28 protein-coding genes are annotated in these 25,685 nt (G+C 34.5%); 15 read left to right on the top strand and 13 right to left on the bottom strand.

Features of this window, described 5'->3' with window-relative positions; all coding sequences use genetic code 11:
* Positions 1-9: 9 nt before the first annotated feature.
* The 7 genes from AC23MB_RS09115 to AC23MB_RS09085 form a co-directional block, all read right to left on the bottom strand.
* Complete coding sequence (locus AC23MB_RS09115) at positions 10-621, bottom strand: WbqC family protein (protein ID WP_487787059.1); 612 nt, start codon at positions 619-621, stop codon at positions 10-12.
* Between the two features lie 60 nt (positions 622-681).
* Entirely contained in the window at positions 682-2,349 is a 1,668-nt protein-coding gene (gene lepB, locus AC23MB_RS09110; protein ID WP_487787058.1) for a signal peptidase I, read from the bottom strand.
* A 66-nt stretch (positions 2,350-2,415) separates the two neighbouring features.
* Positions 2,416-3,120: a 4-hydroxy-tetrahydrodipicolinate reductase gene (gene dapB, locus AC23MB_RS09105; RefSeq protein ID WP_487787057.1), complete on the bottom strand. Its 705-nt coding sequence runs from the start codon at positions 3,118-3,120 to the stop codon at positions 2,416-2,418.
* Between the two features lie 9 nt (positions 3,121-3,129).
* The gene (locus AC23MB_RS09100; protein ID WP_185116711.1) at positions 3,130-3,759 is read right to left on the bottom strand and encodes a DUF5683 domain-containing protein; all 630 of its coding nucleotides are present in this window, start codon (positions 3,757-3,759) and stop codon (positions 3,130-3,132) included.
* Positions 3,749-4,651 (bottom strand): ParB/RepB/Spo0J family partition protein, encoded by a 903-nt coding sequence (locus AC23MB_RS09095; protein ID WP_079666104.1) that lies wholly within the window; start codon positions 4,649-4,651, stop codon positions 3,749-3,751. The genes AC23MB_RS09100 and AC23MB_RS09095 overlap by 11 nt, the downstream gene beginning before the upstream one ends.
* Before the next feature lie 33 nt (positions 4,652-4,684).
* Positions 4,685-5,458 carry a ParA family protein gene (locus AC23MB_RS09090; RefSeq protein ID WP_312321844.1) on the bottom strand — a complete coding sequence of 258 codons (774 nt, stop codon included), beginning with the start codon at positions 5,456-5,458 and terminating at the stop codon, positions 4,685-4,687.
* Positions 5,459-5,623: 165 nt separating this feature from the next.
* Positions 5,624-6,466 (bottom strand): energy transducer TonB, encoded by an 843-nt coding sequence (locus tag AC23MB_RS09085; protein ID WP_487787056.1) that lies wholly within the window; start codon positions 6,464-6,466, stop codon positions 5,624-5,626.
* 241 nt (positions 6,467-6,707) lie between these two features.
* Between AC23MB_RS09085 and AC23MB_RS09080 the strand changes: the two genes are divergently transcribed.
* Positions 6,708-8,051: a PDZ domain-containing protein gene (locus AC23MB_RS09080; RefSeq protein ID WP_487787055.1), complete on the top strand. Its 1,344-nt coding sequence runs from the start codon at positions 6,708-6,710 to the stop codon at positions 8,049-8,051.
* Position 8,052: 1 nt separating this feature from the next.
* The gene (locus AC23MB_RS09075) at positions 8,053-8,580 is read left to right on the top strand and encodes a hypothetical protein (protein ID WP_487787054.1); all 528 of its coding nucleotides are present in this window, start codon (positions 8,053-8,055) and stop codon (positions 8,578-8,580) included.
* Here AC23MB_RS09075 and AC23MB_RS09070 read toward each other — a convergent pair.
* The 3 genes from AC23MB_RS09070 to AC23MB_RS09060 are packed head-to-tail and all read right to left on the bottom strand — an operon-like array spanning position 8,564 to position 10,531.
* Positions 8,564-9,409: a glycosyltransferase family 2 protein gene (locus tag AC23MB_RS09070; protein ID WP_487787053.1), complete on the bottom strand. Its 846-nt coding sequence runs from the start codon at positions 9,407-9,409 to the stop codon at positions 8,564-8,566. The two genes, AC23MB_RS09075 and AC23MB_RS09070, sit on opposite strands and share 17 nt — an antisense overlap.
* Positions 9,410-9,418: 9 nt before the next feature.
* Positions 9,419-10,030, bottom strand: a complete 612-nt coding sequence (gene recR / locus AC23MB_RS09065; RefSeq protein ID WP_312321838.1) for a recombination mediator RecR — start codon at positions 10,028-10,030, stop codon at positions 9,419-9,421.
* Positions 10,031-10,531: a dihydrofolate reductase gene (locus AC23MB_RS09060; protein WP_374329664.1), complete on the bottom strand. Its 501-nt coding sequence runs from the start codon at positions 10,529-10,531 to the stop codon at positions 10,031-10,033.
* Between the two features lie 117 nt (positions 10,532-10,648).
* Between AC23MB_RS09060 and AC23MB_RS09055 the strand changes: the two genes are divergently transcribed.
* The 10 genes from AC23MB_RS09055 to AC23MB_RS09010 all read left to right on the top strand — a co-directional run bounded on the left by AC23MB_RS09055 (position 10,649) and on the right by AC23MB_RS09010 (position 18,804).
* Positions 10,649-11,671 carry a glutaminyl-peptide cyclotransferase gene (locus tag AC23MB_RS09055; protein WP_312321836.1) on the top strand — a complete coding sequence of 341 codons (1,023 nt, stop codon included), beginning with the start codon at positions 10,649-10,651 and terminating at the stop codon, positions 11,669-11,671.
* Positions 11,672-11,762: 91 nt separating this feature from the next.
* A complete protein-coding gene (locus tag AC23MB_RS09050; protein ID WP_374329660.1) occupies positions 11,763-12,530 on the top strand; it encodes a hypothetical protein in 768 nt (255 codons plus the stop codon).
* Positions 12,531-12,574: 44 nt separating this feature from the next.
* Entirely contained in the window at positions 12,575-13,189 is a 615-nt protein-coding gene (locus AC23MB_RS09045; protein ID WP_312321834.1) for a deoxynucleoside kinase, read from the top strand.
* A gap of 89 nt (positions 13,190-13,278) precedes the next feature.
* Complete coding sequence (locus tag AC23MB_RS09040; RefSeq protein ID WP_487787052.1) at positions 13,279-13,632, top strand: arsenate reductase family protein; 354 nt, start codon at positions 13,279-13,281, stop codon at positions 13,630-13,632.
* A 135-nt stretch (positions 13,633-13,767) separates the two neighbouring features.
* On the top strand, positions 13,768-14,004 hold the full coding sequence (gene rpmB / locus AC23MB_RS09035) for a 50S ribosomal protein L28 (protein ID WP_300670021.1): 237 nt from the start codon (positions 13,768-13,770) through the stop codon (positions 14,002-14,004).
* Positions 14,005-14,013: 9 nt separating this feature from the next.
* Positions 14,014-14,196, top strand: coding sequence for a 50S ribosomal protein L33 (gene rpmG, locus AC23MB_RS09030; protein ID WP_079666092.1), 183 nt, complete (start codon positions 14,014-14,016; stop codon positions 14,194-14,196).
* A gap of 25 nt (positions 14,197-14,221) precedes the next feature.
* Positions 14,222-14,374 carry a DUF4295 domain-containing protein gene (locus AC23MB_RS09025; protein WP_312321832.1) on the top strand — a complete coding sequence of 51 codons (153 nt, stop codon included), beginning with the start codon at positions 14,222-14,224 and terminating at the stop codon, positions 14,372-14,374.
* 150 nt (positions 14,375-14,524) lie between these two features.
* Positions 14,525-15,478 (top strand): signal recognition particle-docking protein FtsY, encoded by a 954-nt coding sequence (gene ftsY / locus AC23MB_RS09020; protein WP_487787051.1) that lies wholly within the window; start codon positions 14,525-14,527, stop codon positions 15,476-15,478.
* A gap of 55 nt (positions 15,479-15,533) precedes the next feature.
* Entirely contained in the window at positions 15,534-15,791 is a 258-nt protein-coding gene (locus AC23MB_RS09015; RefSeq protein ID WP_313029110.1) for a GlsB/YeaQ/YmgE family stress response membrane protein, read from the top strand.
* A 115-nt stretch (positions 15,792-15,906) separates the two neighbouring features.
* The gene (locus tag AC23MB_RS09010; RefSeq protein ID WP_487787050.1) at positions 15,907-18,804 is read left to right on the top strand and encodes a reprolysin-like metallopeptidase; all 2,898 of its coding nucleotides are present in this window, start codon (positions 15,907-15,909) and stop codon (positions 18,802-18,804) included.
* Positions 18,805-18,881: 77 nt separating this feature from the next.
* Here the strand turns inward: AC23MB_RS09010 and coaE are convergent, their stop codons facing one another.
* Genes coaE through ruvB form a run of 3 tightly spaced genes read right to left on the bottom strand, consistent with a single transcriptional unit; the run spans position 18,882 to position 21,399 of the window.
* The gene (gene coaE, locus AC23MB_RS09005; RefSeq protein ID WP_313029105.1) at positions 18,882-19,484 is read right to left on the bottom strand and encodes a dephospho-CoA kinase; all 603 of its coding nucleotides are present in this window, start codon (positions 19,482-19,484) and stop codon (positions 18,882-18,884) included.
* A gap of 1 nt (position 19,485) precedes the next feature.
* On the bottom strand, positions 19,486-20,352 hold the full coding sequence (locus AC23MB_RS09000; RefSeq protein WP_313029100.1) for an MBL fold metallo-hydrolase: 867 nt from the start codon (positions 20,350-20,352) through the stop codon (positions 19,486-19,488).
* 24 nt (positions 20,353-20,376) lie between these two features.
* Entirely contained in the window at positions 20,377-21,399 is a 1,023-nt protein-coding gene (ruvB, locus tag AC23MB_RS08995; protein ID WP_312321825.1) for a Holliday junction branch migration DNA helicase RuvB, read from the bottom strand.
* A 167-nt stretch (positions 21,400-21,566) separates the two neighbouring features.
* Here ruvB and AC23MB_RS08990 point away from each other — a divergent pair, with 167 nt between their 5' ends.
* The 3 genes from AC23MB_RS08990 (at position 21,567) to AC23MB_RS08980 (ending at position 25,261) form a co-directional block, all read left to right on the top strand.
* Positions 21,567-22,853 (top strand): adenylosuccinate synthase, encoded by a 1,287-nt coding sequence (locus AC23MB_RS08990; protein WP_079666084.1) that lies wholly within the window; start codon positions 21,567-21,569, stop codon positions 22,851-22,853.
* 178 nt (positions 22,854-23,031) lie between these two features.
* Positions 23,032-23,586, top strand: coding sequence for a YMGG-like glycine zipper-containing protein (locus AC23MB_RS08985; RefSeq protein ID WP_487787049.1), 555 nt, complete (start codon positions 23,032-23,034; stop codon positions 23,584-23,586).
* Between the two features lie 55 nt (positions 23,587-23,641).
* Entirely contained in the window at positions 23,642-25,261 is a 1,620-nt protein-coding gene (locus AC23MB_RS08980) for a DUF8201 family protein (RefSeq protein ID WP_487787048.1), read from the top strand.
* Positions 25,262-25,685: the final 424 nt, after the last annotated feature.

The following is a 25,685-nucleotide window of genomic DNA, read 5'->3' as shown; positions in this document are numbered from 1 at the left end:
AAATAAGATTTATAAATTATTAATATAAGCTCTACTTTCAGGCCCGATATTACATATCAAATCTAAGACCGAAAGATTTTTAATAAAACCATCTTTGTCCGAAAAGGTTTGATAATATTCTGGAAAAACCTCTTCAGACTCAACCTTTGCAGAAAATTTACTTCTAAAATCCTCTTCCGCTGGCAAGCTTTCGTAATCACTTGAAAAAGAAAATTCTTTTTCAGTCTTCAAAATATCCAGAACAATTTCTAAACATTTCAAATTTAATTCAAATAAAGTTTTGGGTTGACTGTTAAATATTTTCGCCAATTTTAATTCATAATATTCAAAATACGGCGAGGCTTGATATGCTGACTTTATCGATTTCCAATGTTGTGTTTGCCAATCTTCAGCATAAGAAATTTCGACATCTTTCATTGCTTGCTTACCTTTATGCTGCGTTGGTATTATTAATGATAATTTACCATTGGCTGCATAGATATTGGCGCGATTACGATAAGTTTGCTTCGGAAAATGTTCAAACTGTTCCAAAACAATTTCATTATCAGAATTTAGAAATTCTTTAAACCAAGAAATCGGTGGAAAGTAAAACAGAGGTAATACAACTTTCATCTTCTTCATATTAAAACAAAGGTTCAAAATATCAGTTATTACACTTTAATATTGAACCTTTATTACATTTTATTCGTCTTCTTTTTTCTTTCTTAAAAATTTTATGATGTAATCCCAGCCAAAGAACACTACAAGAATGAGCGCTGCAATCCACCAATAGGATGTTTTGTTCGCTTCTCCCGTATTGGTCGCTTTAAACATTCTGTCCCAACGTATTTTTTTGTCCGCTTGGTAGCTCGAGTTAGCATCTGGGAAAAGTCCTTGTACGCTCATCCATGTGAACATCGGTTTACCAACGATATTTTCTTCAGGAACGAAGCCAAAGAAACGCGCATCCAACGACGCATCACGGTTGTCACCAATCATAAAATAATAATCTTGTTGAACAGTGTATTGGTTAGTTTCCTTACCATTGATAAAAAATTTTCCGTTTTTGTTTTCTAGTTTATTATGTTCATAAACGCCTATTAATCTTTGATATTCTGGATAATTGTCTTGCGTTAAATGGATAACATCTCCTTTTTTAGGAATTGTCAAAGGTCCGTACCAATCTTGATTCCAAGCTTTATTAACTGGGAAAATACTGTTAGTTGAGTCAATTCTTGAAGCAGGAACTGGATAACCATTGGCATCACGCATATAATTTCCAGTTGCATCAGTCGCATATTTGTAATAAGCTAATGACGCTAAACCTTGTTTCATAACATCTTCGTCAACACTTTCAACACCAGGAATTTGCTTGATTTCATCTCTGATTTTGTCCGTCAAACCTTGGAATTGATACACAAAGCCTTTATCATCTTGACCTTCAACAACTGGTAAAAATCCGAAAGTCTTATAAAGACCCGGAATATCCAACTGCGAAGCACTTCTTACAATATATTTATGCTGAACTTCTTGATCGCCTTTTACAAATTCTGGTTTTCCATTAATGAATAATCTTCCCGCACGGAATTCTACAACATCTCCACCAACCGCTACAAGACGCTTTACATAAGGATCTTTTCTATCAGTCGCAATGTGCACAGAATCATCGGGATAGTTGAAAACTACAATATCATTTTTCTCAGGTTTTTCCCAACCTGGCAATCTCAAATAGGGCAACTTAACGGCTTCAACATAAGATTTAGGATCATCTTTTGGGTTTCCTTTTTGTCCAGTGTCAAAAATAGTTCCTTGTAAAAATGGTAAAGCAACAGGACGCATCGGCATTCTGTAACCATAATTAAGTTTATTTACAAATAAGAAATCTCCAACCAGTAAAGTTCTTTCCATCGATCCAGTTGGAATCCCAAAAGGCTGCGTGATGAAAACGTGAATAATCGTCGCAAATACCACAGCAAAAGTCACCGAACCAATAAAAGTTTCTTTCTTTTTGCCTTCTTCATCAATATCTTCTTCTTCGATTTCTGGATTTTTGGAATAGTTAACCGTCGCCATAAAAATAAATGGCAAAATAACTGTCAACAAAGCATTAACTGGTCCTGTTTTTCCAAATTTTTTCATTAAAAAAACATGAAAAACCGACATCATAATTGGTCCAACAATCGGAAAATAAGCAATAGCAACCCACCACTTCGGATGTTTTGTTTCTTTTTGAATAATGAGATAGTTATAAAACGGAACAAATGCAAATAGCGGATTGTAACCCATGATCTTGAAAAGCTTCCAAGTCGAAAGCCCCATCAATACGCTAACAATCAAGACATAAATGCTATATTGTAATATATAATCCATAGAAATTTATTTTATGATTTAATATTTTTAAATGATTAGTAAGCAAATTTAAAAAATGTTACAATTTTAGGACAAACCTAAAACATCGTTCATTCCGAAAATGCCTTTTTTGCCCACAATCCATTCAGAAGCGATTACTGCTCCAAGTGCAAAACCTTTTCTGTTGAAAGCAGTGTGTTTTAATTCGATTTCGTCAACGTTGGATCGGTAGAAAACACTGTGCGTCCCAGGAACTTCGTCTTCGCGAATTGCAAAAATGCCCAATTCTGAACCTTGTGTCTCTTCCAACTTCCAAGAATTAAAACTGGAATGTTTTATAATACCTTCCGCAATTGAAATCGCTGTACCACTCGGCGCATCTTTTTTATGAACATGATGAATCTCCTCTAGCTGACAATTATATTCATTTTTGAAAGCTTGCATCAATTGCGCAAGTTTTTCATTCATGGCAAAAAATAGATTAACACCTAAACTAAAATTGGATCCGTAGATAAAAGCCGTTTCGTTGTCGATTGCGATTTTCTCAATTTCAGGTTTTTTCTCTAGCCAGCCCGTTGTCCCACAAACGACAGGAATCTGTTGCTCTAGACAGAATTTAATATTGTTAAAAGCCGCTTCTGGATTAGAAAATTCGATGACCACATCAGCATTATTTAAAGAATCAAGCGTAGGCGTTTCTTTAAGCCTTGCAACAACGTCATGTCCTCTTTGTTGAGCAGTTTCGTCGATAATTTGCCCCATTTTCCCATATCCAACTAATGCTATCTTCATGTTAATTTTTTAAAATCTATAGTTAAAACTAAGTCCAGCTTTCGTCGGCTGAACACTATATTGATCAGGAATTACCGTCGGCGAAATTGCCAAATCGGGATCCTTGCGACCTTCGTACAAATGCGCATCGACAACAGCATCTACAATATTTAAAATATAAATAAGCCCTGCAATACCAATTGCATAATCGCGTTGTCTTTTGTACTGATCTTGCGCATTACCAAGAACGGTTTTGTCAACTCCAGGAATATTCGAAAACTCATGTGGTTGTCCGTTAAGTTCGGCTACAAAGGCATTTCGATAACGATTGTAATTTTTTTGATTCCAAAGTGCGATACCAACGCCCGTCCCCACAGCACCCCAAACGATTGGGATTTTCCAATATTTTTTATTGTAATATTGACCAAGCCCAGGCAAAACAGCAGAATACAGTCCTGCTTTCATAGGACTGTATTTGACAACGCCTTGTGGAGCGTTTTTTTTGTTAATTTCATCAAGAACCTGAACCTCCGATTTGTCGATTTTTGTGATTCCTGAATTGACTTTTAGAGTATCAGTTTTGATGGTGTCCGTCGTAATTTGCGCAAAGCTAAAACCCGAAAGCATCAACATCAAAACCCAAACAATTTTATACTTCATCTACTTTTAATCTAGAAAGAATGAATTCTAATTCGTTTTCATTTTTAAAATCTAGAACGATTTTACCTTTTTTACCATTACCCGAAGATTTGATCTCTACCTCGGTTTCAAAAATATCGGATAAGGTTTTCTGAGCTTTTTTAATATGATTCGGAAGATTAACAACTTTCTCAACTTTTTCCTTTTTTTCAGGATTTTTAAGAAGCGTTGCTAATTTCTCAGCTTGACGAACGTTAAGTCCTTCTGCTAAAACTTTATCAAATAAATTCTTGCGATCAACTTCAGACTCAAGACTGATAATGGCACGACCATGACCAGCAGAAATTTGACCACTCCTAATCGCATTCTGAATATCAGGTGCTAAATTTAAAAGTCGAATCGCATTAGTAATCGTACTACGCTCTTTACCAACACGTTGACTTAATTTTTCTTGTGTTAAACCAATTTCTTCTAACAATCTTTGGTAAGTCAAAGCCACCTCGATTGCGTCTAGATTTTCACGTTGGATATTCTCCACAAGCGCCATCTCTAGCAACTCTTGGTCATTAACCAAACGAATATAAGCCGGAATACTTTTTAGTCCAGCTAATTTTGAAGCACGATAACGACGTTCACCAGAAATAATCTCGAACTTTTCGCCATCTTTACGCAAGGTAATTGGCTGAATAACACCAAGATTCGTAATCGATTGTGCCAACTCATTCAATGCTTTTTCGTCAAAATAAGTTCTTGGTTGGTTGGCATTTGGGTAAATATCTTCGATAGCAACCTCAACAATATTCCCCACCAAATCTTCTGCGCCAGCATCCTGAGCAGTGTTGATAAGACTTTTGCTTTCAGCGTTTAGGATAGCTCCCAAACCTCTACCCATTGCTCTTTTTTTATCTTTCATATTTTAAATTGATTTAGTAAAAACTTTCAATAATTAAGATTTTACTAATTTTTCATTTTTCAATAAAACTTCTTCCGCTAATTGAATATATTGGATAGCGCCTTTACTTTCAGCATCATATTTAAGAATACTTTCTCCAAAACTTGGCGCTTCGCTCAACCTAACATTTCGGCTGATAATTGTTTCGAAAACCATTTCTGGAAAATGCGAATTAACCTCTTCCACAACTTGATTCGACAATCTCAAACGGCTGTCATACATTGTTAAAAGAAGACCTTCGATATCTAAATTTGAGTTATGAATTTTTTGAACATTCTTAATCGTATTCAATAATTTGCCCAAACCTTCCAATGCAAAATACTCACATTGAATCGGAATAATCACAGAATCCGAAGCCGTTAAAGCATTTATCGTTATTAAACCTAAACTTGGCGCACAATCGATAATAATATAATCGTAATCTTTTTTAACCGATTCTAAAGCTTTGCGCATCATGTATTCGCGGTTTTCACGATCCACTAATTCGATTTCGGCAGCAACCAAATCGATATGCGATGGGATAATATCCACATTAGGAGAACTGGTTGGCAAGATGCATTTTCTAGCTTCTGCACTGTGCTCTAACAAATCATAAGTTGACGCGTTAACCTCTTCGATGCCTAAACCCGAAGTTGCATTCGCCTGTGGATCGGCGTCGATAAGAAGAATTCTTTTTTCTAAAACCCCTAATGCCGATGCTAAGTTAACGGCAGTTGTCGTTTTGCCCACACCACCTTTTTGATTCGCTACACCTATAATCTTTGCCATAAAATTCAATTAATTCTCAAAAATACAATTTTTTAAAATGCTATATCCACAGGGATGTTTAGAGATTATATAAAACATTATTATTCAACGGAATAGATGTAAAAAAAATTATCCACATTTTCAAATTAATGTGGATAAAATTTTAAATATTTAAAAAAGAAGGTTTTACTCAATTTTCATAGAAATCGGAATTCTAAAGTAAGATCTTACAGATTCGCCATCTAGTTTAGCAGGCGTCCATTTTGTTCTGATATCTTTAATAGTACGCTCCGCTTCACGGTTAAAATCCGCATCAGTACCTTTTGCTTTGACATTAGAAATACTTCCGTCTTTCTCTACAACAAAAGTCACAACTGTACTAATTACCCCACTTTGATCAACCTCTGAAGTGTCAAAATTCTCACCAATTACGCGTCGAAAAGCCTCTACTCCACCTCTAAAACTTGCTTCAACATCCACATGTGTCGGGATTGCATTAGGATCTTTTGGAGGAACCGTACTTGTTGTTGGTACAGTTGGTACATTACCTGTCCCAATCACCGGCGGCGTAATAGGAGCATATGTACTGGGAGCTATTGGCGCAACTATAGTCTGTGGACCAATTGCAGCATCATTAATCTCGGTTGTTGAAGCAATTGGTTTCTCCTTATCAACTTGACGACTTGGTGTGGGAACAATATATTCAACAGTATTAACAACTTGCTGCTGTTGTGGCGGTGTAGTAGCCTGTGGCGGCGTTGGCTCCTCGATATCTTTTTGGATATGAACCATCGTTGGAGGACCTGTTATAACATCCTCAATAATAGCATCAGACTTAAAAGAGTTAATAATAAAAGGAAGAGCAGCAACACTAATAAATAAACCAATACCGATAAACATCGCTTTTGACAGATTGCTTCCGTAATCATGTCTCAATTGATAAGCGCCATAAGCTTTGTTACGATGTTCGAAAACAACTTCATCTAATCCTAAACCTCTTTTTTGAAGTTCCTTTAATAAATTTTCCATTTCATAAAAATTAATAGTTAGTAATCATTAAAAATAAATCCGCTCTTCAATAATATTTTATATTAATTACCACTTCACCAAAAAGAATACCATTTGATAGTTAAAATTATAAATATCTAAAACTTTAACTATATACTTCATAATATTTTTTCACAATCAGAATTTAACAATAATGTATTATTTTAAAAACTTAACTAAAATAAAAACCACTTTTAATGAAAATAATTAGTATTTTCAAAACATGAAATCCACGCTAATTTTAGTTTTCACAATATTTCACTTTTTGTTAAATGCGCAAGATGGATTTCAGTTTGTCGATAAAAAATTAGATAAAATTGAAATCAAATTCGTTAATGTCAACAACCTTATCATTATTCCGATTAATGTAAATGGCGTTGATCTTAATTTTCTTCTGGACACCGGCGTATCAGAAACTGTATTATTTAGTTTAGAAAACAAAGAAGTGAATTTTAAAAATGTTGAGAAATTAAAATTCACTGGACTTGGCGAAAACATTGACATCGAAGCTTTAAGATCGATCAACAATAGACTTAGCATTAACAACCAGTTTATAGATTCTTCGCATAAACTCAATATCATTCTTGATGAGAGTTTTAACATCTCAACAAGCCTTGGCTATCCTGTTAATGGGATAATTGGTTACTCTTTTTTTAAAAATTACCCAATCGAAGTTGATTATGTTAGCGAAAAATTAAGAATCTATCAGAGCGAAAATAAATTATCAAAACGTGTAAAAAAACATGAAGTTTTTAATATAAGTCTAGAACTTAACAAGCCTTACATGTTTGCTGATATTGAAATGACACGCGAAAAGAAAAGCTCAAAACTCCTTTTGGATTCTGGAAACACGGATTCTATTTGGCTTTTCCCAACTTTAATTCCAGGTTTTAATTATAACCGTCCAAATATTGACGATTATCTAGGCGCTGGTTTTAGTGGTGACATTTATGGAAAACGCAGTAGAATTCACGGCTTGTATTTCGGAAAATTCGAATTTATTAAACCTCTCGTTGCAATGCCAGATCCCGCTTCTATTGCTCACCTTAAGTTAGTCCCCGACAGAAAAGGATCAATCGGCTCGGAGATTTTCAGAAGATTCAATATGGTTTTTGATTATCCAAATGAGAAAGTATACTTCAAGAAAAATAAATATTATAACAATCCATTTTTGTTTGACCTTAGTGGACTCGAAGTAAGACAAGATGGACTTTCATGGGAAAAAGACCTTGTAGAAGTCGAAACAAAACCCAAAAATACCGGTGGCACTAATGAGGAAAATATCTATTCTAGCACAGAAAATTTTCAATATAAATTTACATTAAAACCGAGATTTGTGATAGCAGGAACACGGAAAGATTCTCCAGCTCAACTTGCTGGATTACAAAAAGGCGATGCTTTAGTAAAAATTGATGGTAAAAAAACGTCAGACATGACCTTATCAAAAATTAATAAAATCCTAAAATCACAAGAAGGTAAAACCATTAAAATTGAAGCAGAAAGAAACGGCACGACAGTCATATATAACATCATCTTAAAAGACCCAATCCCTTACGAAGAACATTAATATGGAAGATACACTTACGAGCATCCGGACAAGGGTAAGATTCAAACTAAAAACAAGCTTGACGCCCGATGAGTATTCGGAAAACATAAAAAACTATTTAAAAGAAAACAACAAAGAATTCACTGGAAATATCAACCGTGAAGTCGCCACTATTTTTGTAAAAAACGAGAATAACAACTACTGGAAACCCAACCTCGCATTACGAACCGAAATCGAAGATGGACAAACCTACATTCGTGGTATTTTTGGACCAAGCTCAGCTGTGTGGACATTTTTTATGTTTTTGTATTTTATATTTTCGATACTTTGGATGACATTTTTCACCATGTATTATGTCGAAAAACAAATCAACTCCAACGATTTTCCTTGGGCATTAAGCGCATCATTTGTGGCTTTAGCATTGGTTATAGGAACTTACATTGCCGCACAAATTGGTCAACGACTTTCTAAAGAAGAAATGAAAAAATTAAGAAAATTCGCGGAAGAATCGACACTTCCACACGAAATGAAATCTAACGAGGAAGTTTAGATTTAGCATAAAAATGTCTCAATTTTAAACCTAAATTCAAAATAAAATACTGAAACGGCTTTTGCTTTTTGTAATATTTTTCAATAAAAATCTGCATCGCACCATAAAATCTTTGAAGATATACTTCATCTTTCATCGTGCTTTCCCCTTTGTAATGCAGGATTGAATACTTTCCGTAGTAGTAATTTTGATAGCCATGTTGCGCAATCGTATAACACAAATCGATGTCTTCGCCATACATAAAGTAAGCTTCATCAAAACCTCCAACCTCTTGATAAACAACTTTTTTAACAATTAAAAAAGCACCTGTAAAAACCTCACATTCAGCGATTTCAAATTCTCCGATGTCGTTACGGTAATATGTTTTAGCATCCGATTTTTTAGAAAAAGGCGTAAATAATTTTTCAAAAGAATTGCGCATATCTGGCACAGACCTTTTACTTTCTGGTAAAAAAACACCTTGTTTATCATGCATTCTTACACCAAGACAACCAAATTTTGATTTAGAATCTGCAAAATCCAAAAGTTCTTTAATATAAAAACCTTCAATTTCCGTATCTGGATTTAGGATTAAAACATATTCGCCTTTCGCATGTTCGACACCGATATTATTCGCGATCGAAAAACCATGATTTTTTTGAGAAGCAATAAAATTAACTTTCGGAAACTCTTGAATTAAATTCTTCCAATCATCATTGGGAGACAAATTATCCACAACAAGGATTTCGAAATTAACATCAGTAAAATATTTATTAATCGACAAAATACAATTGCGAAGCAAATCCGCAACATTATAATGAACAATAACAACACTTATTTTTACCATCAAGTCCTTCTTCTATAGTTTTTCGTTATAAGGCAAACGATTGACGATCGATCTTCCTAACGATATTTCGTCAGCATATTCGAGCTCATCACCAACGGAAATTCCGCGTGCAATACTCGAAAAATGAACATTAAATTGCTTAAACTTTTTATAAATATAATAAGCCGTCGTGTCGCCTTCCATCGTAGCACTTAGCGCAAAAATCAATTCTTTAACTTCGCCAGTTTCCAGCTTTTTTTCGATACTATCAATATGCAATTGCGCAGGACCAACACCTTCCATTGGCGATATTTTACCACCAAGCACCAAATATTTCCCTTTGAATTTTGACGTATTCTCAATCGCCATAACATCGCGAACATCTTCGACAATACAAAGTACTTCCGCATTTCTTTTGTCATCCGCACAGATCTCGCAAATATCATTATCCGAAAAATTATGACAATCTTTACAGTATTTAATATCCGTCACTAAATTCTGAATCGCATTTCCTAAAGCCACACCTTGCGACGCTGGTTGTCTAAGAAGATGCAACGCCAAGCGCAATGCAGACTTTTTCCCTATGCCAGGAAGTCCAGAAATCTCATCAACCGCTTTAGCCAAAACTTTACTTGGATAATCCATTTACTTCTTAAGACTTTCCTTTCTTTCGTAGGTTACAAAACAATAATTGAATGCATTTTTTTCGTCTTTGCTATGACAATCTCTTTTGGTTTCTGCCCAAATTTTAGAATCAATTTTAGGAAAGAAAACATCAGCATCCATTTCTCCCTCAACAATTGTCACTTCCAATCGATCCACCAAGTTTATCGTTTGCGAGTAGATATTTCCACCACCGATTACAAAAACTTCGCTATCAATTTTTTTGGCATGCTTTAAAGCTTCTTTCAAACTTGGTACAATCAAAATCCCTTCTTCAAACCAATTATCCTTTCTACTAACCACAATATTGGTACGGTTAGGAAGTGGACGACCAATACTTTCGTAGGTTTTGCGCCCCATAATAATAGGATGACCAGATGTTAGATTTTTAAAATGTTTTAGATCTTCGGGAAGATGCCACAAAAGTTGATTATCTTTTCCAATGGCATTATTTTTCCCCATTGCTACAACAATACTTACCATGTTGAAAAAATTGCTTATTTTACAAAACTACATCTTCTACAGTTTTAAAAAAAATTTATACAACTTAGATTTTTAATTTTTGTAATTTTGATGTTTAAAATTTTAGAAAAATCATTTATGAAAAAATATTTCATCCTTTCCGCAGTTGCTTTTATGATGTTGATGTCATGTAATAAGGATAAGGAAATTCTTAATAATCTCAACGACTACAATATCTCCATGGAAAGCAAAGGTTATCACTTTGGTGACAAGCTTAACATTCCGCAAGAAGTTCTTAATAACGCAGAAAGCATCACGATTAATTTTGGCGATAAAGAAACGAGCAATTTAGTTATCGACCCTAAATTCTTCACACTTGGTGACAATGCGGTAACTTTTAATATCAAAAAGAAAGATGGCCAAGTTTTAACACAAGATGCCACCATTAATGTTTTTGCTAAAAACCCTGAAGCAACAATCGCCTACGACATCATTGCAGAATATCCACATAATCCTCAAAATTTTGTACAAGGTTTCCAAATTGAAGGTAACACCATCTACGAAAGTGATGGTCAAAACGGCGCTTCACAAATCTTAAAATATACACTTGGATCAACAACGCCAATTGTTGCAACTAAAAATCCGGAAGATGTTTTTGCTGAAGGCAGCACAATTATTGGCGATAAAGTCTACCAATTAACTTGGAAGAATAAAAAAGGCTTTATTTATGACAAAGCAAGTTTAAAACTTCTTTCAGAATTTGCTTATCCAGATGAGATTGGCGAAGGTTGGGGTTTAACTTACGATGGACAATATTTGATTTTATCAGACGGAACAAAAAGCATTTATTTCTTAGATCCGAAAAATCCATCAAAAATCGTTCGCGAAATCGCAGTTGCTGGCAATACAGAATCTTACGACCAAATTAATGAACTAGAATATTACAAAGGCTACATCTATGCGAATGTGTGGATGAAACCAATTATCTTGAAAATCGATCCAAAAACTGGTGAAGTTGTTGGCAAAATGGATTTCACAAACATTGCAAAAGAAAACACAACAAGCACAGATAACGTCCTTAACGGCATCGCCTTTAAAGGTGAAAATATGCTAGTTACTGGTAAAAACTGGCCAAAAATCTATGAAGTGAAATTCAAATAATTTCTAAAAATAAGAATTCAAAAAGTCCAAGTTAATGCTTGGACTTTTTTATTTATTTTTGAATTATAAATCGCTAATCTTATTTAATTAAATGAAAAACTTATTGTTTTTGTTCTGTTTGATGCCTTTTTTGTTGTTTAGTCAAACCGAAATAAAATCCGACAGCCTTAACTTAAGAGACAGTCAAGGGATTTATTTTGACGACTATGACAACATCTATTTGTACAATGCAAAAAGTTTTAGTTTCACTAAGTATGATACTTTAGGTCTTAAAGCTGCGCAACAAATGCTGCCAAGACCTTTCCGAGCACAAGCGATTAATAATCCGCTTAACATCGTTTTCTTTTCCGAGAACACACAAGAGATTAAACTAACGGACGCCAATCTTAATGACATCCAAAACATACGCCTTTCGGAGAATTTTAATTTCATAAAAAGAGTCTATGTTGAAGATCAACAAAGCCTTTGGCTACTGGATGATAGCTCGAAAAAGTTAATTCAATATAATTATAGAAATAACAAAATCGTTAACAGCTTCCCTTTTTACCAAAACATGGAAGACATCCTCGACATGTTGGTGTACGAAAACAAAGTTTATTTATTAAAGAAAAATTCTTTTTTAGTTTTAAATTTAAGAGGCGAAATTCTTGATATAATCGAACTAAATCTACCAACAAAACTAAAACGTGAAAACGAGACAATTTTAGTTTTTACAAAACCCGAACTCATCCAATATTCCACCGACAAAAAAGTAAAAAAATTGAGTTATAAACAAGACTCAGAAATTGTGGATAAAAATAAGTCAGGATTTTTGGTTCGCAGCAAAAACAAGCTATATCTTTACAAGCCCGAGTCGTAAAACACTCAAGCTTAATAATCAATAACTTAGAACAAAATAAGATCATGCATATTGCTGTAACTGGAAATATTGGCGCAGGAAAAACGACTTTAACAAGAATGCTTTCTAAACATTACGAGTGGGAAGCGCAGTTCGAAGACGTTGATCACAACCCTTATTTGGACGATTTTTATGGTGATATGTCAAAATGGTCTTTTGCATTGCAGATCTACTTTTTGGGAAGCAGATTCCGTCAAGTTAAAGAGATTCGTGACAGTGGAAAAAACGTTATCCAAGATCGTACGATCTACGAAGACGCACACATTTTTGCAGAAAATCTTGCAGAAATGAACCTGCTTTCGGAGCGCGATTATAAAAATTATTTATCAGTTTTTAACTTGATGAAAGACTTCGTTTCGGCACCAGATTTGCTAATCTATTTAAAAGCCGAAATACCAACTTTGGTACGTCAAATTGCGAAAAGAGGACGCGATTACGAGACAAGCATTAGTATCGATTATTTGTCAAAACTTAATAACAAATACGAGAGTTGGATTTCTAATTACAAAGAAGGAAAACTCCTAGTTATCGAAGTTGACAAATTAGATTTCGTTGAAAAACCTGAAGATTTTGGTTACATTCTGGAAAGAATTGACGGAGAACTGAACGGTTTGTTCTAGACAAAATTTCGGCAATTGAAGGATATGGCTAACTGCCAAAAATGAAGATTGACACTTTATTATTACAAAAATCCTAAAAAAACCTTATCATGTTAGAGGTTATATACAACAGTAATTGCCCGAAATCCCGAGCTATTCTCGAATACTTGGACGAGCACAACATCAAGTTCCAATTAATTGATCTAAAGACGCATCAATTATCTGTTTTAGAACTTAAAAATTTGGTTAAAAAACTAAATATTAAGCCGCAATATTTCTTAGACAGAATTAACAAATGGAAAGAAAAAACTGGAGCTAAAATCAAAGCTTTGACCGACGATAACATCTATGACATCTTACACACAACGCCAGATTTAATAGAAAGTTCAATCTTGATAAAAGGAGAGGTAGCCATGCTCGGAACACCGATTGACAACATCGAATACTTTGTTGAAAACCTATAACAAAAGGGCTTCGCTAAAAACTTCAAAAAAATTAACATAGAATATTCTATTTATTTTCAAAAAGATTTGTCAATGCGAAAAAATATTCGTTATTTTGCAACCTCAAATATCATATAGTAAAAAGAACATCGAGATATGTCAAGAATTTGCCAAATAACAGGTAAGCGTGCAATGGTAGGAAACAACGTTTCTCACGCAAATAACAAAACGAAAAGACGTTTTGAAATTAACTTATTAGAGAAGAAATTTTATCTTCCTGAGCATGATAAGCATGTAACTTTAAGAGTTTCTGCTCACGGATTAAGAGTAATCAACAAGATTGGAATCGAAGAAGCTATTGAAAGAGCTGTAAGAAACGGATTTATTAAATAATTTTAAGCAATGGCAAAAAAAGGTAACAGAGTTCAAGTAATTCTAGAGTGCACAGAGCACAAAGAAACAGGTATGGCTGGTATGTCAAGATACATCACTACCAAAAACAAAAAGAACACTACTGAAAGATTGGAGCTTAAAAAATTTAACCCAGTTCTTAAGAAGTATACTCTACACAAAGAAATCAAGTAATCTAATCCATTAAAGATATTTAAAAATGGCAAAGAAAGTTGTAGCAACCCTTAAAGATGGTTCATCTAAAAAGATGACTAAAGTTGTGAAAATGGTAAAATCTCCAAAATCAGGAGCTTACGTTTTCGAAGAAAAAGTAATGAATGCAGACGACGTAGATTCTTATTTGAAAAAATAATTCTACAAGATTTGTAATTGTATAAATTAACTACTCAATTTTTGGGTAGTTTTTTTATTATCTTTGAGGAAAGATTTTCTGAAACAAATATCAAACATTTTGGTTTCCAAATAATCTACAATCAAAAATTAAAATTCGAAATTCTCTGAAATGAGTTGGTTCAAAAAAATATTTAAAAAAGAAGAAAAAGAAAGTCTTGACAAAGGACTTGAAAAATCTAGAGAAGGTTTCTTTGATAAAATTTCTCGAGCAGTAGTTGGTAAAAGCACTGTAGATGACGAGGTTCTGGATGATCTAGAAGAAGTGCTGATCGCTTCCGATGTTGGTGCAGAAACAACCATTAAAGTCATCAAAAGAATTGAAGAACGTGTTGCAAGAGACAAATACGTTAACGTATCTGAACTTGACAATATACTAAGAGAAGAAATTTCGGGTTTGTTGCTAGACAATCCTCACGCCTCGACCGAGAATATTGATATGAGCAAAAAACCTTATGTCATCATGGTCGTAGGTGTTAACGGCGTCGGAAAAACGACGACTATCGGAAAACTGGCACATCAATTTAAATCCCAAGGTCTTAATGTCGTTCTTGGTGCTGCTGATACTTTCCGTGCTGCTGCGGTGGACCAATTGGTTATCTGGAGCGAGCGTGTTGGTGTACCAATTGTAAAACAAGCCATGGGGTCAGATCCTGCTTCGGTTGCATTTGACACGGTACAATCGGCGGTTGCGCAAAAAGCAGATGTTGTAATTATTGACACCGCTGGTCGACTTCATAATAAAGTTAATTTGATGAACGAGCTTTCTAAAATCAAACGTGTTATGCAAAAAGTTATTCCTGATGCACCACACGAGGTTTTACTAGTTCTTGATGGCTCTACAGGACAGAACGCTTTTGAGCAAGCAAAACAATTTACAGCAGCAACAGAAGTTAATGCTTTAGCGGTTACCAAATTGGACGGAACAGCAAAAGGCGGCGTGGTTATCGGTATTTCGGATCAATTTCAAATTCCTGTAAAATATATTGGAGTGGGAGAAAAGATGGAAGATCTACAACTATTCAATGGTATGGAATTTGTTGACTCATTTTTTAAGAAGAAATAATATTTTTTCCAATAAACACAAAATCACACAAAATATTAACTTAAAAAATTAAATTATGAGTTGGCTAGGATGGATAATTTTTGGATTAATTGCTGGAGCAATTGCAAAAATGTTAAGACCAGGTAATGATCCTGCAGGATGGTTAATCACCATTATTATTGGTATACTAGGGAGTATGTTAGGGGGCTTTATAGCTGACCTTATTGGTTTTGTCAAACCCGATAGTTTTTGGAGCTTTTCGAATTGGGTCTTCTCAATAGCAGGAGCTATTTTATTACTCTTCATCTATAGTAAACTGACTACTAAAAGATAAGCTTTAATATACTTAAAAGATAAAAACGTTTAGAATTTCTAAACGTTTTTTTTTATTTTATTGTAAATTACATAATATTTATTATTTTAGCATCATCAATCCTAAAATAATTTTTATGAAAAAAATCTTTACAAGTGTTTTAGCTTGCGGATTATTTACTACAGCTTTTGCACAATGGAGTCCGACTTCTATGCAAGGTGAAAAACTTCGACCAGAGATTAATGCTACAATACATTATTCTTTAGATTTAGATGCTTTACGTTCTCAACTTAAAAGCGCTAAAGAGATGGGCAAGGGAGCGAAACCAGTTATTGTATCCTTACCCACTCTGGATGGAAAAATAGAAAAATTTGCAGTTTACAGTCTTCCTGTAGTCGTAAAATCATTAGCCGACAAATACCAATTGGGCTCTTATACAGGGGTTGGTGTCGATGATCCTACGAAGTATGTTAGATTTAGTACTGCTCCTAATGACTTCCAGTCGATGCTTTATCAAAATGGAAAGTACGAATTTATTGAGCCTCAAAATGCTGCAAAAACTGTATATGCTGTTTTCCCAAAAACAAATAAAAATTCTACAGAAAAAGCTTTTGAATGTAAGGTAAATGAATCTTTTGCATCGAAACAAGATCTTGAAAAATTGGCTAAAAACTCGGATTTCAGTAATCGTGCTAACGATTTCCAAAAGAATAGCGACAAAAAATACCGTACTTATAGACTAGCATTATCTGTAACTGGTGAATATACGCAATACTTCGGTGGCGTTCCACAAGCGCTTACAGCGATGAATGCTACGATGACCCGGGTAAATGGTGTTTTTGAAAAAGATTTTGCAATCCATCTTAATTTGCAAGATTTCCCTCAATTAATATATACTGACCCTAATACCGACCCTTATTCTCCTGCCTCATCCGGAGCGTCAGGAGCTTGGAATAACGAAATCCAAAAAACTTTAACCAGTGTTATTGGAAATGCTGCCTACGACATAGGACATCTTTTCGGTAGATCTGGAGGTGGTGGTTCTGCAGGAGATATCGGTAATGTTTGTCGTGATGCAGGAGGACCGACTGATAGTACTTCAAAAGGATCTGCTTATACTTCACCTGGATCTGGTGCACCAGCAGGAGATAGTTTTGACATCGATTATGTTGCACATGAGATGGGGCATCAATTTGGTGCTTGGCATACCTTTGCTCACGGAATACACTCAGGCAGTGTAGCACATATGGAACCAGGATCAGGATCTACAATTATGGGATACGCTGGGATCACCAGCTATAATGTACAACAACACTCTGATCCTTATTTCCACGCTATAAGTGTAAAACAAGTTCAGGATTATGTTAACACGCAAGCTTGTGATGTTAACACACCTATTACTAATAACCCGCCTGTAATTGCAGCAATGCCAGACGTAACTATCCCTAAAGGAACTGCTTTCGTACTAACAGCTTCTGCAACTGATGCAGAAAACGATGCTCTTATTTATACTTGGGAGCAATATGATGGTGCTACAGCGGCTGTTACAACGGTTACAGGAAATAACACACAAGGACCAAAGTTCCGCTCAATAATGGGAACTTCAAGTCCAACAAGATACTTCCCTAAATTATCAATGGTATTAGCTGGTACACTAAGCAGCGCTACTGAATGGGAAGCTGTATCTAATGTTGCAAGACCTATGAATTTCCGAGTAACAGTGAGAGACAACAACCCTGATGTTAAGCAACAACAAACGCAATTTGGGGCTCAAAAGGTAACTGTTGGTAACGATGGACCTTTTAAAGTTAACACTACTAAAGTATATACCAACGCACCATCACCAATCCAATGGGATGTTGTGAATACAACAGCAGCACCTTATAATGTTTCTAATGTAAAAATAGACTATACAACAGACAATGGAACAACTTGGACAACATTAATTGCTTCTACACCAAATACAGGAACTGCAAATGCTGATTTAACAAGTTTAACATCAGGAAGCAATATTAAATTAAGAGTTTCTGCAATTGGAAATGTATTCTACGCAGTCTCTAATGTAACGGTATCGTCAATGGTTGGATGCGATGGAACTGCTCCTGCAGGTCTTACAGCCACCGGAATCACCCAAACATCTGCACAAGCAGCTTGGGATCCGATTGCTAATGCGACTTATAATTTCAAATACAAAAAAGCTGGTGATAGCAACTGGATAGAAGCTAATGGTTTAACAACAAACTCATACAACTTAACTTCTTTGAGCATTAATACATCTTATGACATTAGTGTAGCAGCAGTTTGTAACGGTACAGTTGGCGCATTTGCAAACTATAACTTTACAACAAAAGGCATAGAATATTGTACTGCTACAGCAGGAAATGCAACATTCGAAAGTATTAGCAATGTTACTTTTGCAGACATTAACAAAAACTCTACTGCAACAGTTGGTTATGAAGATTTCACAAGCGTTGTAGGTAATGTGACGAAAGGTACTACTTACGATTTCACTGCTAAATTCTCGGGTACAAGTTATTCGTCTGACCAAGTAATTGTTTGGATTGACTACAATAAAGATGGCGACTTCGATGATGCAGGTGAACAAGTATTAGTATCTGCTAAAAAGACTTCACCATGGACTGGTAGCATTACAATCCCAGCAACTGCAGCTACAGGAACTACAAGAATGAGAGTTCGTCTACAAGATACTTCTTTAGGTCCTAACGCAACACCTTGTGGAAGTAGCAATTACGGTCAGGTTGAAGATTACACACTTAATATAGGAACTTTAGCAGTTAATGATGTACAAGCTAACAATAAGTTACAAGTATATCCTAACCCTGCAACAGATATGATTAACATTTCTAATATTACAGCTAAATCTACTTACCAAATCGTAAATATGGCTGGTCAAGTTGTAGCAAATGGTCCGACAGACGGTAAAGTTCAGGTTTCAAAATTGGATAAAGGTGTATACATTATCACTGTTGAATCTAATGGTCAAAAATCTCAAACTAAATTCATCAAGAATTAATACATAAATTCTTAGTAATAAATAAGCCCTTCCAGATTTTGGAAGGGCTTTTATTTTTTTTAAAATTTTAAAAGAAATTAAAGTGAATTTAGCTTTTCAATAAAATCTTTAGTCGCTATTTCTAAGTCTTGAAAACTCGAATTATTATAGACTACGAAATCCGCTTTTTTAATTTTTTCACGCTCTGGCATTTGTTTTTCAATAACTTTCTCAACTTCACGATAAGTTTTCCCATCACGATCCATGACACGTTTTATCCTTGTATTTTCGTCCGCCGTAACTAACAAGCTTTTAAAACATTTTTTATGAAGTCCAAGTTCAAACAACAAAGCAGTCTCTTTAAACAAAAATCTCGCATCATGATTTTTAACCCAATTTTCAAAATCGATAGCCACAGCAGGATGAATTAAATGATTAAGCTGCTCTAGTTTTGATTTATCATTAAAAACAATATCCGACACATACTTTAGATTGTATACACCGTCAGTATAAGCCTTCTCCCCTAGTAATTCTTTTATTTTCTGAATTAAAACTTCATCTTCATTAACTATATCTTTTGCACAATCATCAGAATAATAAACTGCAAAACCTTCGCTCTCAAGAATCTCAGCTACACTTGTCTTTCCCGAGCCAATACCACCAGTTAATCCAATGATATTCCTTGTTCTTTGTTCTTCCATTTTAATAACCAAAAACTTCGTTGAAAGAATAAGTTTGATCCAGTCTTACACCTTTTTCAGTCATTTTTAAACTTGCTAATTCGTTGTGCGCATCATGTTCAAAATAAATAAGATATTCGTTATCCACACATTGTTTTAAGAATTTTTCCTTCTCAGCTACTGTCAACAAAGGTCTTGTATCATAGCCCATCACATACACCAACGGAATATGTCCAGCAGTCGCAATAAGATCTGCCGCAAAAACAATCGTTTTTTCTTGATATTGGATAACAGGCAACATTTGCTTTTCTGTATGACCATCCACAAAGATGACATCCATTTTCAATTCTGGCGCAAATCCATAATTTCCCGTTTTAGGAATCGGCAAAAAGTTAAGTTGACCACTTTCTTGAATTGGCAAAATATTCTCCTTTAGGAAGCTTGCTTTCTCGCGAGGATTTGGATTAACCGCCCAATCCCAATGGTTTTCATTAGACCAAAAATGTGCATTCTTAAATGCAGGACGATAACCCGATCTGTCATCATTCCATTCGATAGCGCCACCACAATGATCAAAATGCAAATGCGTCAAAAATACATCTGTAATATCTTCTCTTACGAAACCATACTTTGACAAGTTTTTGTCCAAACTATCATCGCCCCAAAGCGAATAATGTCCAAAGAATTTATCATCTTGTTTATTACCAAGACCGCAATCGATAAGGATTAATTTTTTACCATCTTCAACTAGCAAAGAGCGCGTACCGAGTTCGATAAGGTTTTTCTCATCAGCAGGGTTGGTTTGTTTCCAAATAGATTTTGGGACGACGCCAAACATCGCACCGCCATCTAACTTGAATTTTCCACATTGTATGGGATATAATTTCATATATATTTTTTATTTGATTTAAATTTAAAATAATTCGCCCGGACTTTTAGGCTTGGTTAAATTAAGATGCCTATAAGCTTTCTCCGTAACTTCCCTACCACGCGGCGTTCTAATAATAAAACCTTCCTGAATTAAATAAGGTTCATAAACTTCTTCCAAAGTTTCAGGATTTTCGCCAATCGAAGTTGCCAAAGCGCTGATACCAACAGGTTTTGCTTTAAAATTCTGAATCATCGTCAACAAAATCTTATTGTCCATTTCGTCCAAACCAAATTCGTCAACATTAAGAGAATCCAGAGCATATTTAGTAATATTAATTTCGATTTCACCGTTACCTTTTATCTCTGCAAAATCGCGTACACGACGAAGCAAAGCATTAGCAATTCTCGGCGTACCACGACTACGTCTTGCAATTTCGATTGCAGCATCTTCGTAGATTTTAATACCTAAAACTCGGGCACTTCTAACGATAATTGTCGACAGCAATTCGATATTATAATATTCTAATCGCGACTGAATCCCAAATCTCGCCAACAAAGGTTTTGTCAACATACCAGATCTTGTCGTTGCGCCAACCAATGTAAAAGGATTTAATCCAATCTGTACGCTTCGAGCATTAGGTCCAGTTTCTAACATAATATCGATCTTGAAATCCTCCATCGCAGAATACAAATATTCTTCAACAATAGGCGAAAGTCGATGGATCTCATCAATGAACAAAACATCGTTTTCTTCAAGGTTGGTCAACAAACCAGCAAGGCTTCCTGGCTTATCAAGTACTGGCCCAGAAGTAATTTTGCAACCAACGCCCAACTCATTTGCGATAATGTGCGACAAAGTGGTTTTCCCAAGACCTGGTGGTCCATGCAAAAGAACATGATCTAAAGCTGCACCACGGTTTTTGGCTGCTGCGACAAAAACTTCTAGATTTTCTAAAGTCTTACGTTGTCCCGCAAAATCCTGAAACGTCTGGGGACGAATTTGCTCCTCACTCATCAACTCTTCAGGCGAATAATTGTCTTTATCGGGATGAAGAAACTCCGGCATTGTGTTAAAATATTAATGTTGATACTCAAAGATAAGATTTTCTCCTCGGAAAAAAAACCTAGCAAGCGACTAATAAAAAATAAATTAAAAATTAGGTTTAATATAATTTTGTAAAGCACTGAATTAAAAGTAAATTTGTAGAAATCTAATAAAAAAAGTAAAAATATATGTCAACTTACGTAGTTGTTGGTCTTCAATATGGAGATGAAGGAAAAGGTAAAATAACCGACGTTCTGTCTGCAAAATCTGACTATGTTGTACGCTTCCAAGGTGGCGATAACGCAGGTCACACCGTATACGTAGGCGAGGAAAAATTCGTACTTCACCTTCTGCCTTCTGGCGTATTACAATGTAAAGGAAAATGCATCATCGCGAATGGCGTGGTTGTTAATCCTAAAGCATTCATCAAAGAAATTGAAACTATCGAATCTAAAGGTCTAAAAACTGACCACGTATTCATCAGCCGTAGAGCGCATGTTATCATGCCTTATCATATCTTGATGGACACTTACCGCGAAGAAGAAAACGGTGGTACACAAATCGGAACTACAAAAAAAGGAATTGGACCTTGCTACGAGGATAAAATTGCTAGAATTGGTATCCGAATGATTGACCTTTTGAACCCTGAAGTTCTTCGTGAAAAAATCGAAAAAAACTTAAAAGTAAAAAATTCAATTTTTGAAAAATATTTCGAAAAACCAACTTTAGATGTTGAAGAAATTTATAATGAATTCCTTGCTTTAGGTGAAAGGTTAAAAGACAGAATCGTTGATACAGAGCTAGAAATTAACGAAGCAATTCGTGACAACAAAAATATCTTGTTCGAAGGTGCACAAGCCTTAATGCTTGACATCGATTTCGGAACTTATCCATACGTAACATCATCTTCGCCATCGACAGGTGGCGTTTGTACAGGAGCTGGTGTGCCGCCGACAGCTTTACAAAACTTAATTGGGGTTGCAAAAGCTTATACAACAAGAGTTGGTAACGGACCTTTCCCGACAGAGTTGGACAACGAACTAGGTGAAAATATTCGTCAAATCGGAGGTGAATTTGGTGCGACAACTGGTCGTCCTCGTAGAACTGGCTGGTTAGATTTGGTATCGCTAAAACACGCTTGTATGATCAATGGTATTAATAATCTTGTGATCACGAAATTGGATGTTTTATCAAATATCGGAAAACTAAAAATTGCTACACATTACAAAACTGAAGACGGAAAAGTTATCGACTACTTCACATCTTCAACAACTAAATTGTACAATTACGAACCTATCTATGAAGAGCTTGAAGGTTGGGAAGAAGATATCACAAAAGCAAGATCTTATGATGAACTTCCTGCTAATGCTAAAAAATACATTGAGTTTATAGAGAATTATTTAGGCATCAACGTATATTTAGTTTCTGTTGGACCAGAACGCTCGCAAAACATTATCAGAAAAGAGTTATTCTAAAATATAAAACCTTTTAAAAGCTTCGAATTATTCGGAGCTTTTTTATTTAATTTAAGAAATTTTAAGTTTTTTAACATTTCTTTTTAACAACTTTGGAATTGTAATTGTCATTGCTAACACGATAAACAAAATTATTTCGTTATACATCATAACGATATAATTATAAAAGGAGATTGTTATGAAAAAGATATTTTTAAGCGGATTCGCTACGATAATGTTGGTTGTTTCTTGTAATAAACAAGATAAGCAGGTTGAAAAATCTTTAGAGCAACAAAAAATTGAATATCAAGCTCGACAATTAGACATTGAAAAACAAAAGCTAGCTATCGAAAAAGAAAAAATGGAGTTTGAAAAAACAAAAATGAAAGATAGCATTGCAAAAGCTGAAGAGACTAAAAAAGCCGTTGTTAACAATACGTCAACATCTACTAAAAAGAAAAGAAGTTCTGGCTCATCAAGCTATAACAACAATAATAGTTACGCCAGCTCATCTGGTAGCTCTAACGCTGGATCGTCTTCTGGTACAACAAACACGGCGCCTCAGAAAAAAGGTATGAGTTCTGCTGCTAAAGGTACCATTATTGGTACAGTTGGTGGTGCTGCAGCTGGGGCAATTATTTCTAAGAAAAATCCAGGACTTGGTGCTGTAATTGGCGGCGTTGTAGGTGGTGCAACTGGTTATACCATTGGTAGATCCGAAGACCGAAAGTCTGGTCGTGTACAAAGAAAGTAGTAGTTAGTTATATATTTTTATGAAAAGATTGTCTATTTTTAGGCAATCTTTTTTTATGCTGTATCTACTGCTGACAACAACTTTATTACTTATTATCTTTTATGGATTAGGAAATCTGTATCAAAAGTTGTTGCCTTTTTATGAAGAAAGAATTTCGACTAATATTTTTATTGGACTTTCGATTACAACAGCAATTTGGACATTAGCAGCTTTTTTCGTTCCTATTAATTATATAGTAGAAATAGTTTTTTCGATGGTAGGTATTATTTCTTTCATCTATTTTAAAGCCTATCAAAAGTTTTTTATCTTTTTTAAACGACAGTCAAAGTTTTTCTATTTCTGTTTGTTAGTAATATTGATTGTCGGTAGTTGTTACCCTTTCATTCTCGATCATTTTGGATATTATGTTCCAACAATTAAATGGACACAAGAATATGGATTGGTCAAAGGTATTTCTAATCTTGATATGCTTTTGGGACAATATTCGCCTTGGCATATTTTACAAACGGGATTTTCAAATTTTATCGATCCTTATTTAAGACTGAATATTTTTTTACTGATTGTATTTCTAGTCTACATTTTCGAATCTCGAGCTTGGATCGGTCTAGTTTTCACGCCAATATTTTTTGTTTTTGCACAATCGCCAAGTCCAGATTTACCAACCTTGATATTAAGTTTTATCATTGTTAAAGAAGTTCTCAGCCAATCGCGACATGCGAAGTTTTTGTTTCTATTGTCATGTTTAGCATTCATTATAAAACCTACATCCTTCTGGTTAATAATCTTTTCCTTCATTTATTTTTGGTTTATCAAACGCAACAAGGTTATTTCTTTATTGCCAGGCTTTTGTTTAATCCTACTCTATTTTTTAAAAAACATTTGGACGTTTGGACATCCATTTTTCCCTATTGGTTTTCCAGATTTGGGCTTAAGTTGGCAACCAAATCCAATACTTTTAGAACTTTCTAAACAAACCAGCACAGAGCTGAGTTACGATTTACAGTACAGTTATCAGGATATACAAAAATTCAGTTTTAAAGATTATGTTTTTAATTGGCTAAATCTTGACGGCATCAAAGGCATTATCCACAAATTATTTGTGTTAACTCTTGTTGGACTCATTTTTTTATCAGTTTTAAAAAAGAAAAAAATACTAAGTTTATTAGTAGGATGTATCTTACTAAAAAGCATTTTAGTGCTTATATTTTCTGCTCAATATCGTTTGTTTTTGGACGTTTTCTTAGTCTTTGGAATTTTAATTTTTGCTAAAACTTGGTTTTCATTTGCGAAATTAAGTTTTATAAGTCTATCGATTATAGCCATTATTATTTTAAGTATTCCGCAAACTTTACAAAATTCTATACCAAGCTTTAATCTAGGAAAAATGATGACTTGTTGGGATGCAAAACAATTATTGCGTCCATCTTTTTTTTCATTAAACAAATACAAAACTTATCAAATCGGGAATCTGAAATTCAATATTGTTAAAGATTATCCATTCTCGTTTGACACAGCCTTACCTGCAATTTCTCCCGATCATCTCCTCGATTATCAAAAAGCGGGCATCTTTCCCCAAAAAAGAGGTCTAGACTTAAAAAATGGATTTGTTTGGAAAAAAATGAGCCCCCAAGAACAACAGGAACTTCAACGGATTATTAATCAAGTATACCCTTAGCATCCCTCTATTCATCAATATTTAGGCATAAAAAAACCTCCACACGAGGTGGAGGCAAAAACACAAATGATGAAAAAAATTATTGAGATCGTAAATTAAGAGTAATAAAACTCCAATGTATTGATCTATGTTAAGAAATGAAAAAAGAATTTTTCGAGAATCTTAACGTCAGCGAATTTAAAGCATTTTTTATTAAATGCAAACTTTTTTTTCCATTTTTTTAAAACCATGCTATGCATAAATAATTTTTGCGAGAAAAAATATAATTCACAATTAATTAAGATTTCAATTAAAAAAACGAATAAAATCCTAAAAAATAATTTATTTTTAGTCGCATCATTAATGTACTTGAAATTTTTATTGTATAAAAATAATCACTTTTATAATTTTGACCATATTTATTAATCAAAACTTCAAAAACTAT

The organism is Soonwooa sp. T0.1_25 (assembly GCF_057652215.1).
Note: the sequence above shows the minus strand (reverse complement) of the source record. Positions and strands in the feature narration are given on the sequence as shown.

What these genes read in the sequence shown, in the direction of transcription:
- lepB (WP_487787058.1), bottom strand. Translation starts at nt 2,349, where the DNA reads ATGGATTATATATTACAATATAGCATTTATGTCTTGATTGTTAGCGTA.
- AC23MB_RS08985 (WP_487787049.1), top strand. Translation starts at nt 23,032, where the DNA reads ATGAAAAAGATATTTTTAAGCGGATTCGCTACGATAATGTTGGTTGTT.
- AC23MB_RS09080 (WP_487787055.1), top strand. Translation starts at nt 6,708, where the DNA reads ATGAAATCCACGCTAATTTTAGTTTTCACAATATTTCACTTTTTGTTA.
- AC23MB_RS09085 (WP_487787056.1), bottom strand. Translation starts at nt 6,466, where the DNA reads ATGGAAAATTTATTAAAGGAACTTCAAAAAAGAGGTTTAGGATTAGAT.
- AC23MB_RS09060 (WP_374329664.1), bottom strand. Translation starts at nt 10,531, where the DNA reads ATGGTAAGTATTGTTGTAGCAATGGGGAAAAATAATGCCATTGGAAAA.
- AC23MB_RS09015 (WP_313029110.1), top strand. Translation starts at nt 15,534, where the DNA reads ATGAGTTGGCTAGGATGGATAATTTTTGGATTAATTGCTGGAGCAATT.
- AC23MB_RS09090 (WP_312321844.1), bottom strand. Translation starts at nt 5,458, where the DNA reads ATGGCAAAGATTATAGGTGTAGCGAATCAAAAAGGTGGTGTGGGCAAA.
- recR (WP_312321838.1), bottom strand. Translation starts at nt 10,030, where the DNA reads ATGGATTATCCAAGTAAAGTTTTGGCTAAAGCGGTTGATGAGATTTCT.
- AC23MB_RS09095 (WP_079666104.1), bottom strand. Translation starts at nt 4,651, where the DNA reads ATGAAAGATAAAAAAAGAGCAATGGGTAGAGGTTTGGGAGCTATCCTA.
- ruvB (WP_312321825.1), bottom strand. Translation starts at nt 21,399, where the DNA reads ATGCCGGAGTTTCTTCATCCCGATAAAGACAATTATTCGCCTGAAGAG.
- AC23MB_RS08990 (WP_079666084.1), top strand. Translation starts at nt 21,567, where the DNA reads ATGTCAACTTACGTAGTTGTTGGTCTTCAATATGGAGATGAAGGAAAA.
- dapB (WP_487787057.1), bottom strand. Translation starts at nt 3,120, where the DNA reads ATGAAGATAGCATTAGTTGGATATGGGAAAATGGGGCAAATTATCGAC.
- AC23MB_RS09040 (WP_487787052.1), top strand. Translation starts at nt 13,279, where the DNA reads ATGTTAGAGGTTATATACAACAGTAATTGCCCGAAATCCCGAGCTATT.
- AC23MB_RS09050 (WP_374329660.1), top strand. Translation starts at nt 11,763, where the DNA reads ATGAAAAACTTATTGTTTTTGTTCTGTTTGATGCCTTTTTTGTTGTTT.
- rpmG (WP_079666092.1), top strand. Translation starts at nt 14,014, where the DNA reads ATGGCAAAAAAAGGTAACAGAGTTCAAGTAATTCTAGAGTGCACAGAG.
- coaE (WP_313029105.1), bottom strand. Translation starts at nt 19,484, where the DNA reads ATGGAAGAACAAAGAACAAGGAATATCATTGGATTAACTGGTGGTATT.
- ftsY (WP_487787051.1), top strand. Translation starts at nt 14,525, where the DNA reads ATGAGTTGGTTCAAAAAAATATTTAAAAAAGAAGAAAAAGAAAGTCTT.
- AC23MB_RS09115 (WP_487787059.1), bottom strand. Translation starts at nt 621, where the DNA reads ATGAAGAAGATGAAAGTTGTATTACCTCTGTTTTACTTTCCACCGATT.
- AC23MB_RS09025 (WP_312321832.1), top strand. Translation starts at nt 14,222, where the DNA reads ATGGCAAAGAAAGTTGTAGCAACCCTTAAAGATGGTTCATCTAAAAAG.
- AC23MB_RS09045 (WP_312321834.1), top strand. Translation starts at nt 12,575, where the DNA reads ATGCATATTGCTGTAACTGGAAATATTGGCGCAGGAAAAACGACTTTA.
- AC23MB_RS08980 (WP_487787048.1), top strand. Translation starts at nt 23,642, where the DNA reads ATGCTGTATCTACTGCTGACAACAACTTTATTACTTATTATCTTTTAT.
- AC23MB_RS09075 (WP_487787054.1), top strand. Translation starts at nt 8,053, where the DNA reads ATGGAAGATACACTTACGAGCATCCGGACAAGGGTAAGATTCAAACTA.
- AC23MB_RS09100 (WP_185116711.1), bottom strand. Translation starts at nt 3,759, where the DNA reads ATGAAGTATAAAATTGTTTGGGTTTTGATGTTGATGCTTTCGGGTTTT.
- AC23MB_RS09010 (WP_487787050.1), top strand. Translation starts at nt 15,907, where the DNA reads ATGAAAAAAATCTTTACAAGTGTTTTAGCTTGCGGATTATTTACTACA.
- AC23MB_RS09000 (WP_313029100.1), bottom strand. Translation starts at nt 20,352, where the DNA reads ATGAAATTATATCCCATACAATGTGGAAAATTCAAGTTAGATGGCGGT.
- AC23MB_RS09055 (WP_312321836.1), top strand. Translation starts at nt 10,649, where the DNA reads ATGAAAAAATATTTCATCCTTTCCGCAGTTGCTTTTATGATGTTGATG.
- rpmB (WP_300670021.1), top strand. Translation starts at nt 13,768, where the DNA reads ATGTCAAGAATTTGCCAAATAACAGGTAAGCGTGCAATGGTAGGAAAC.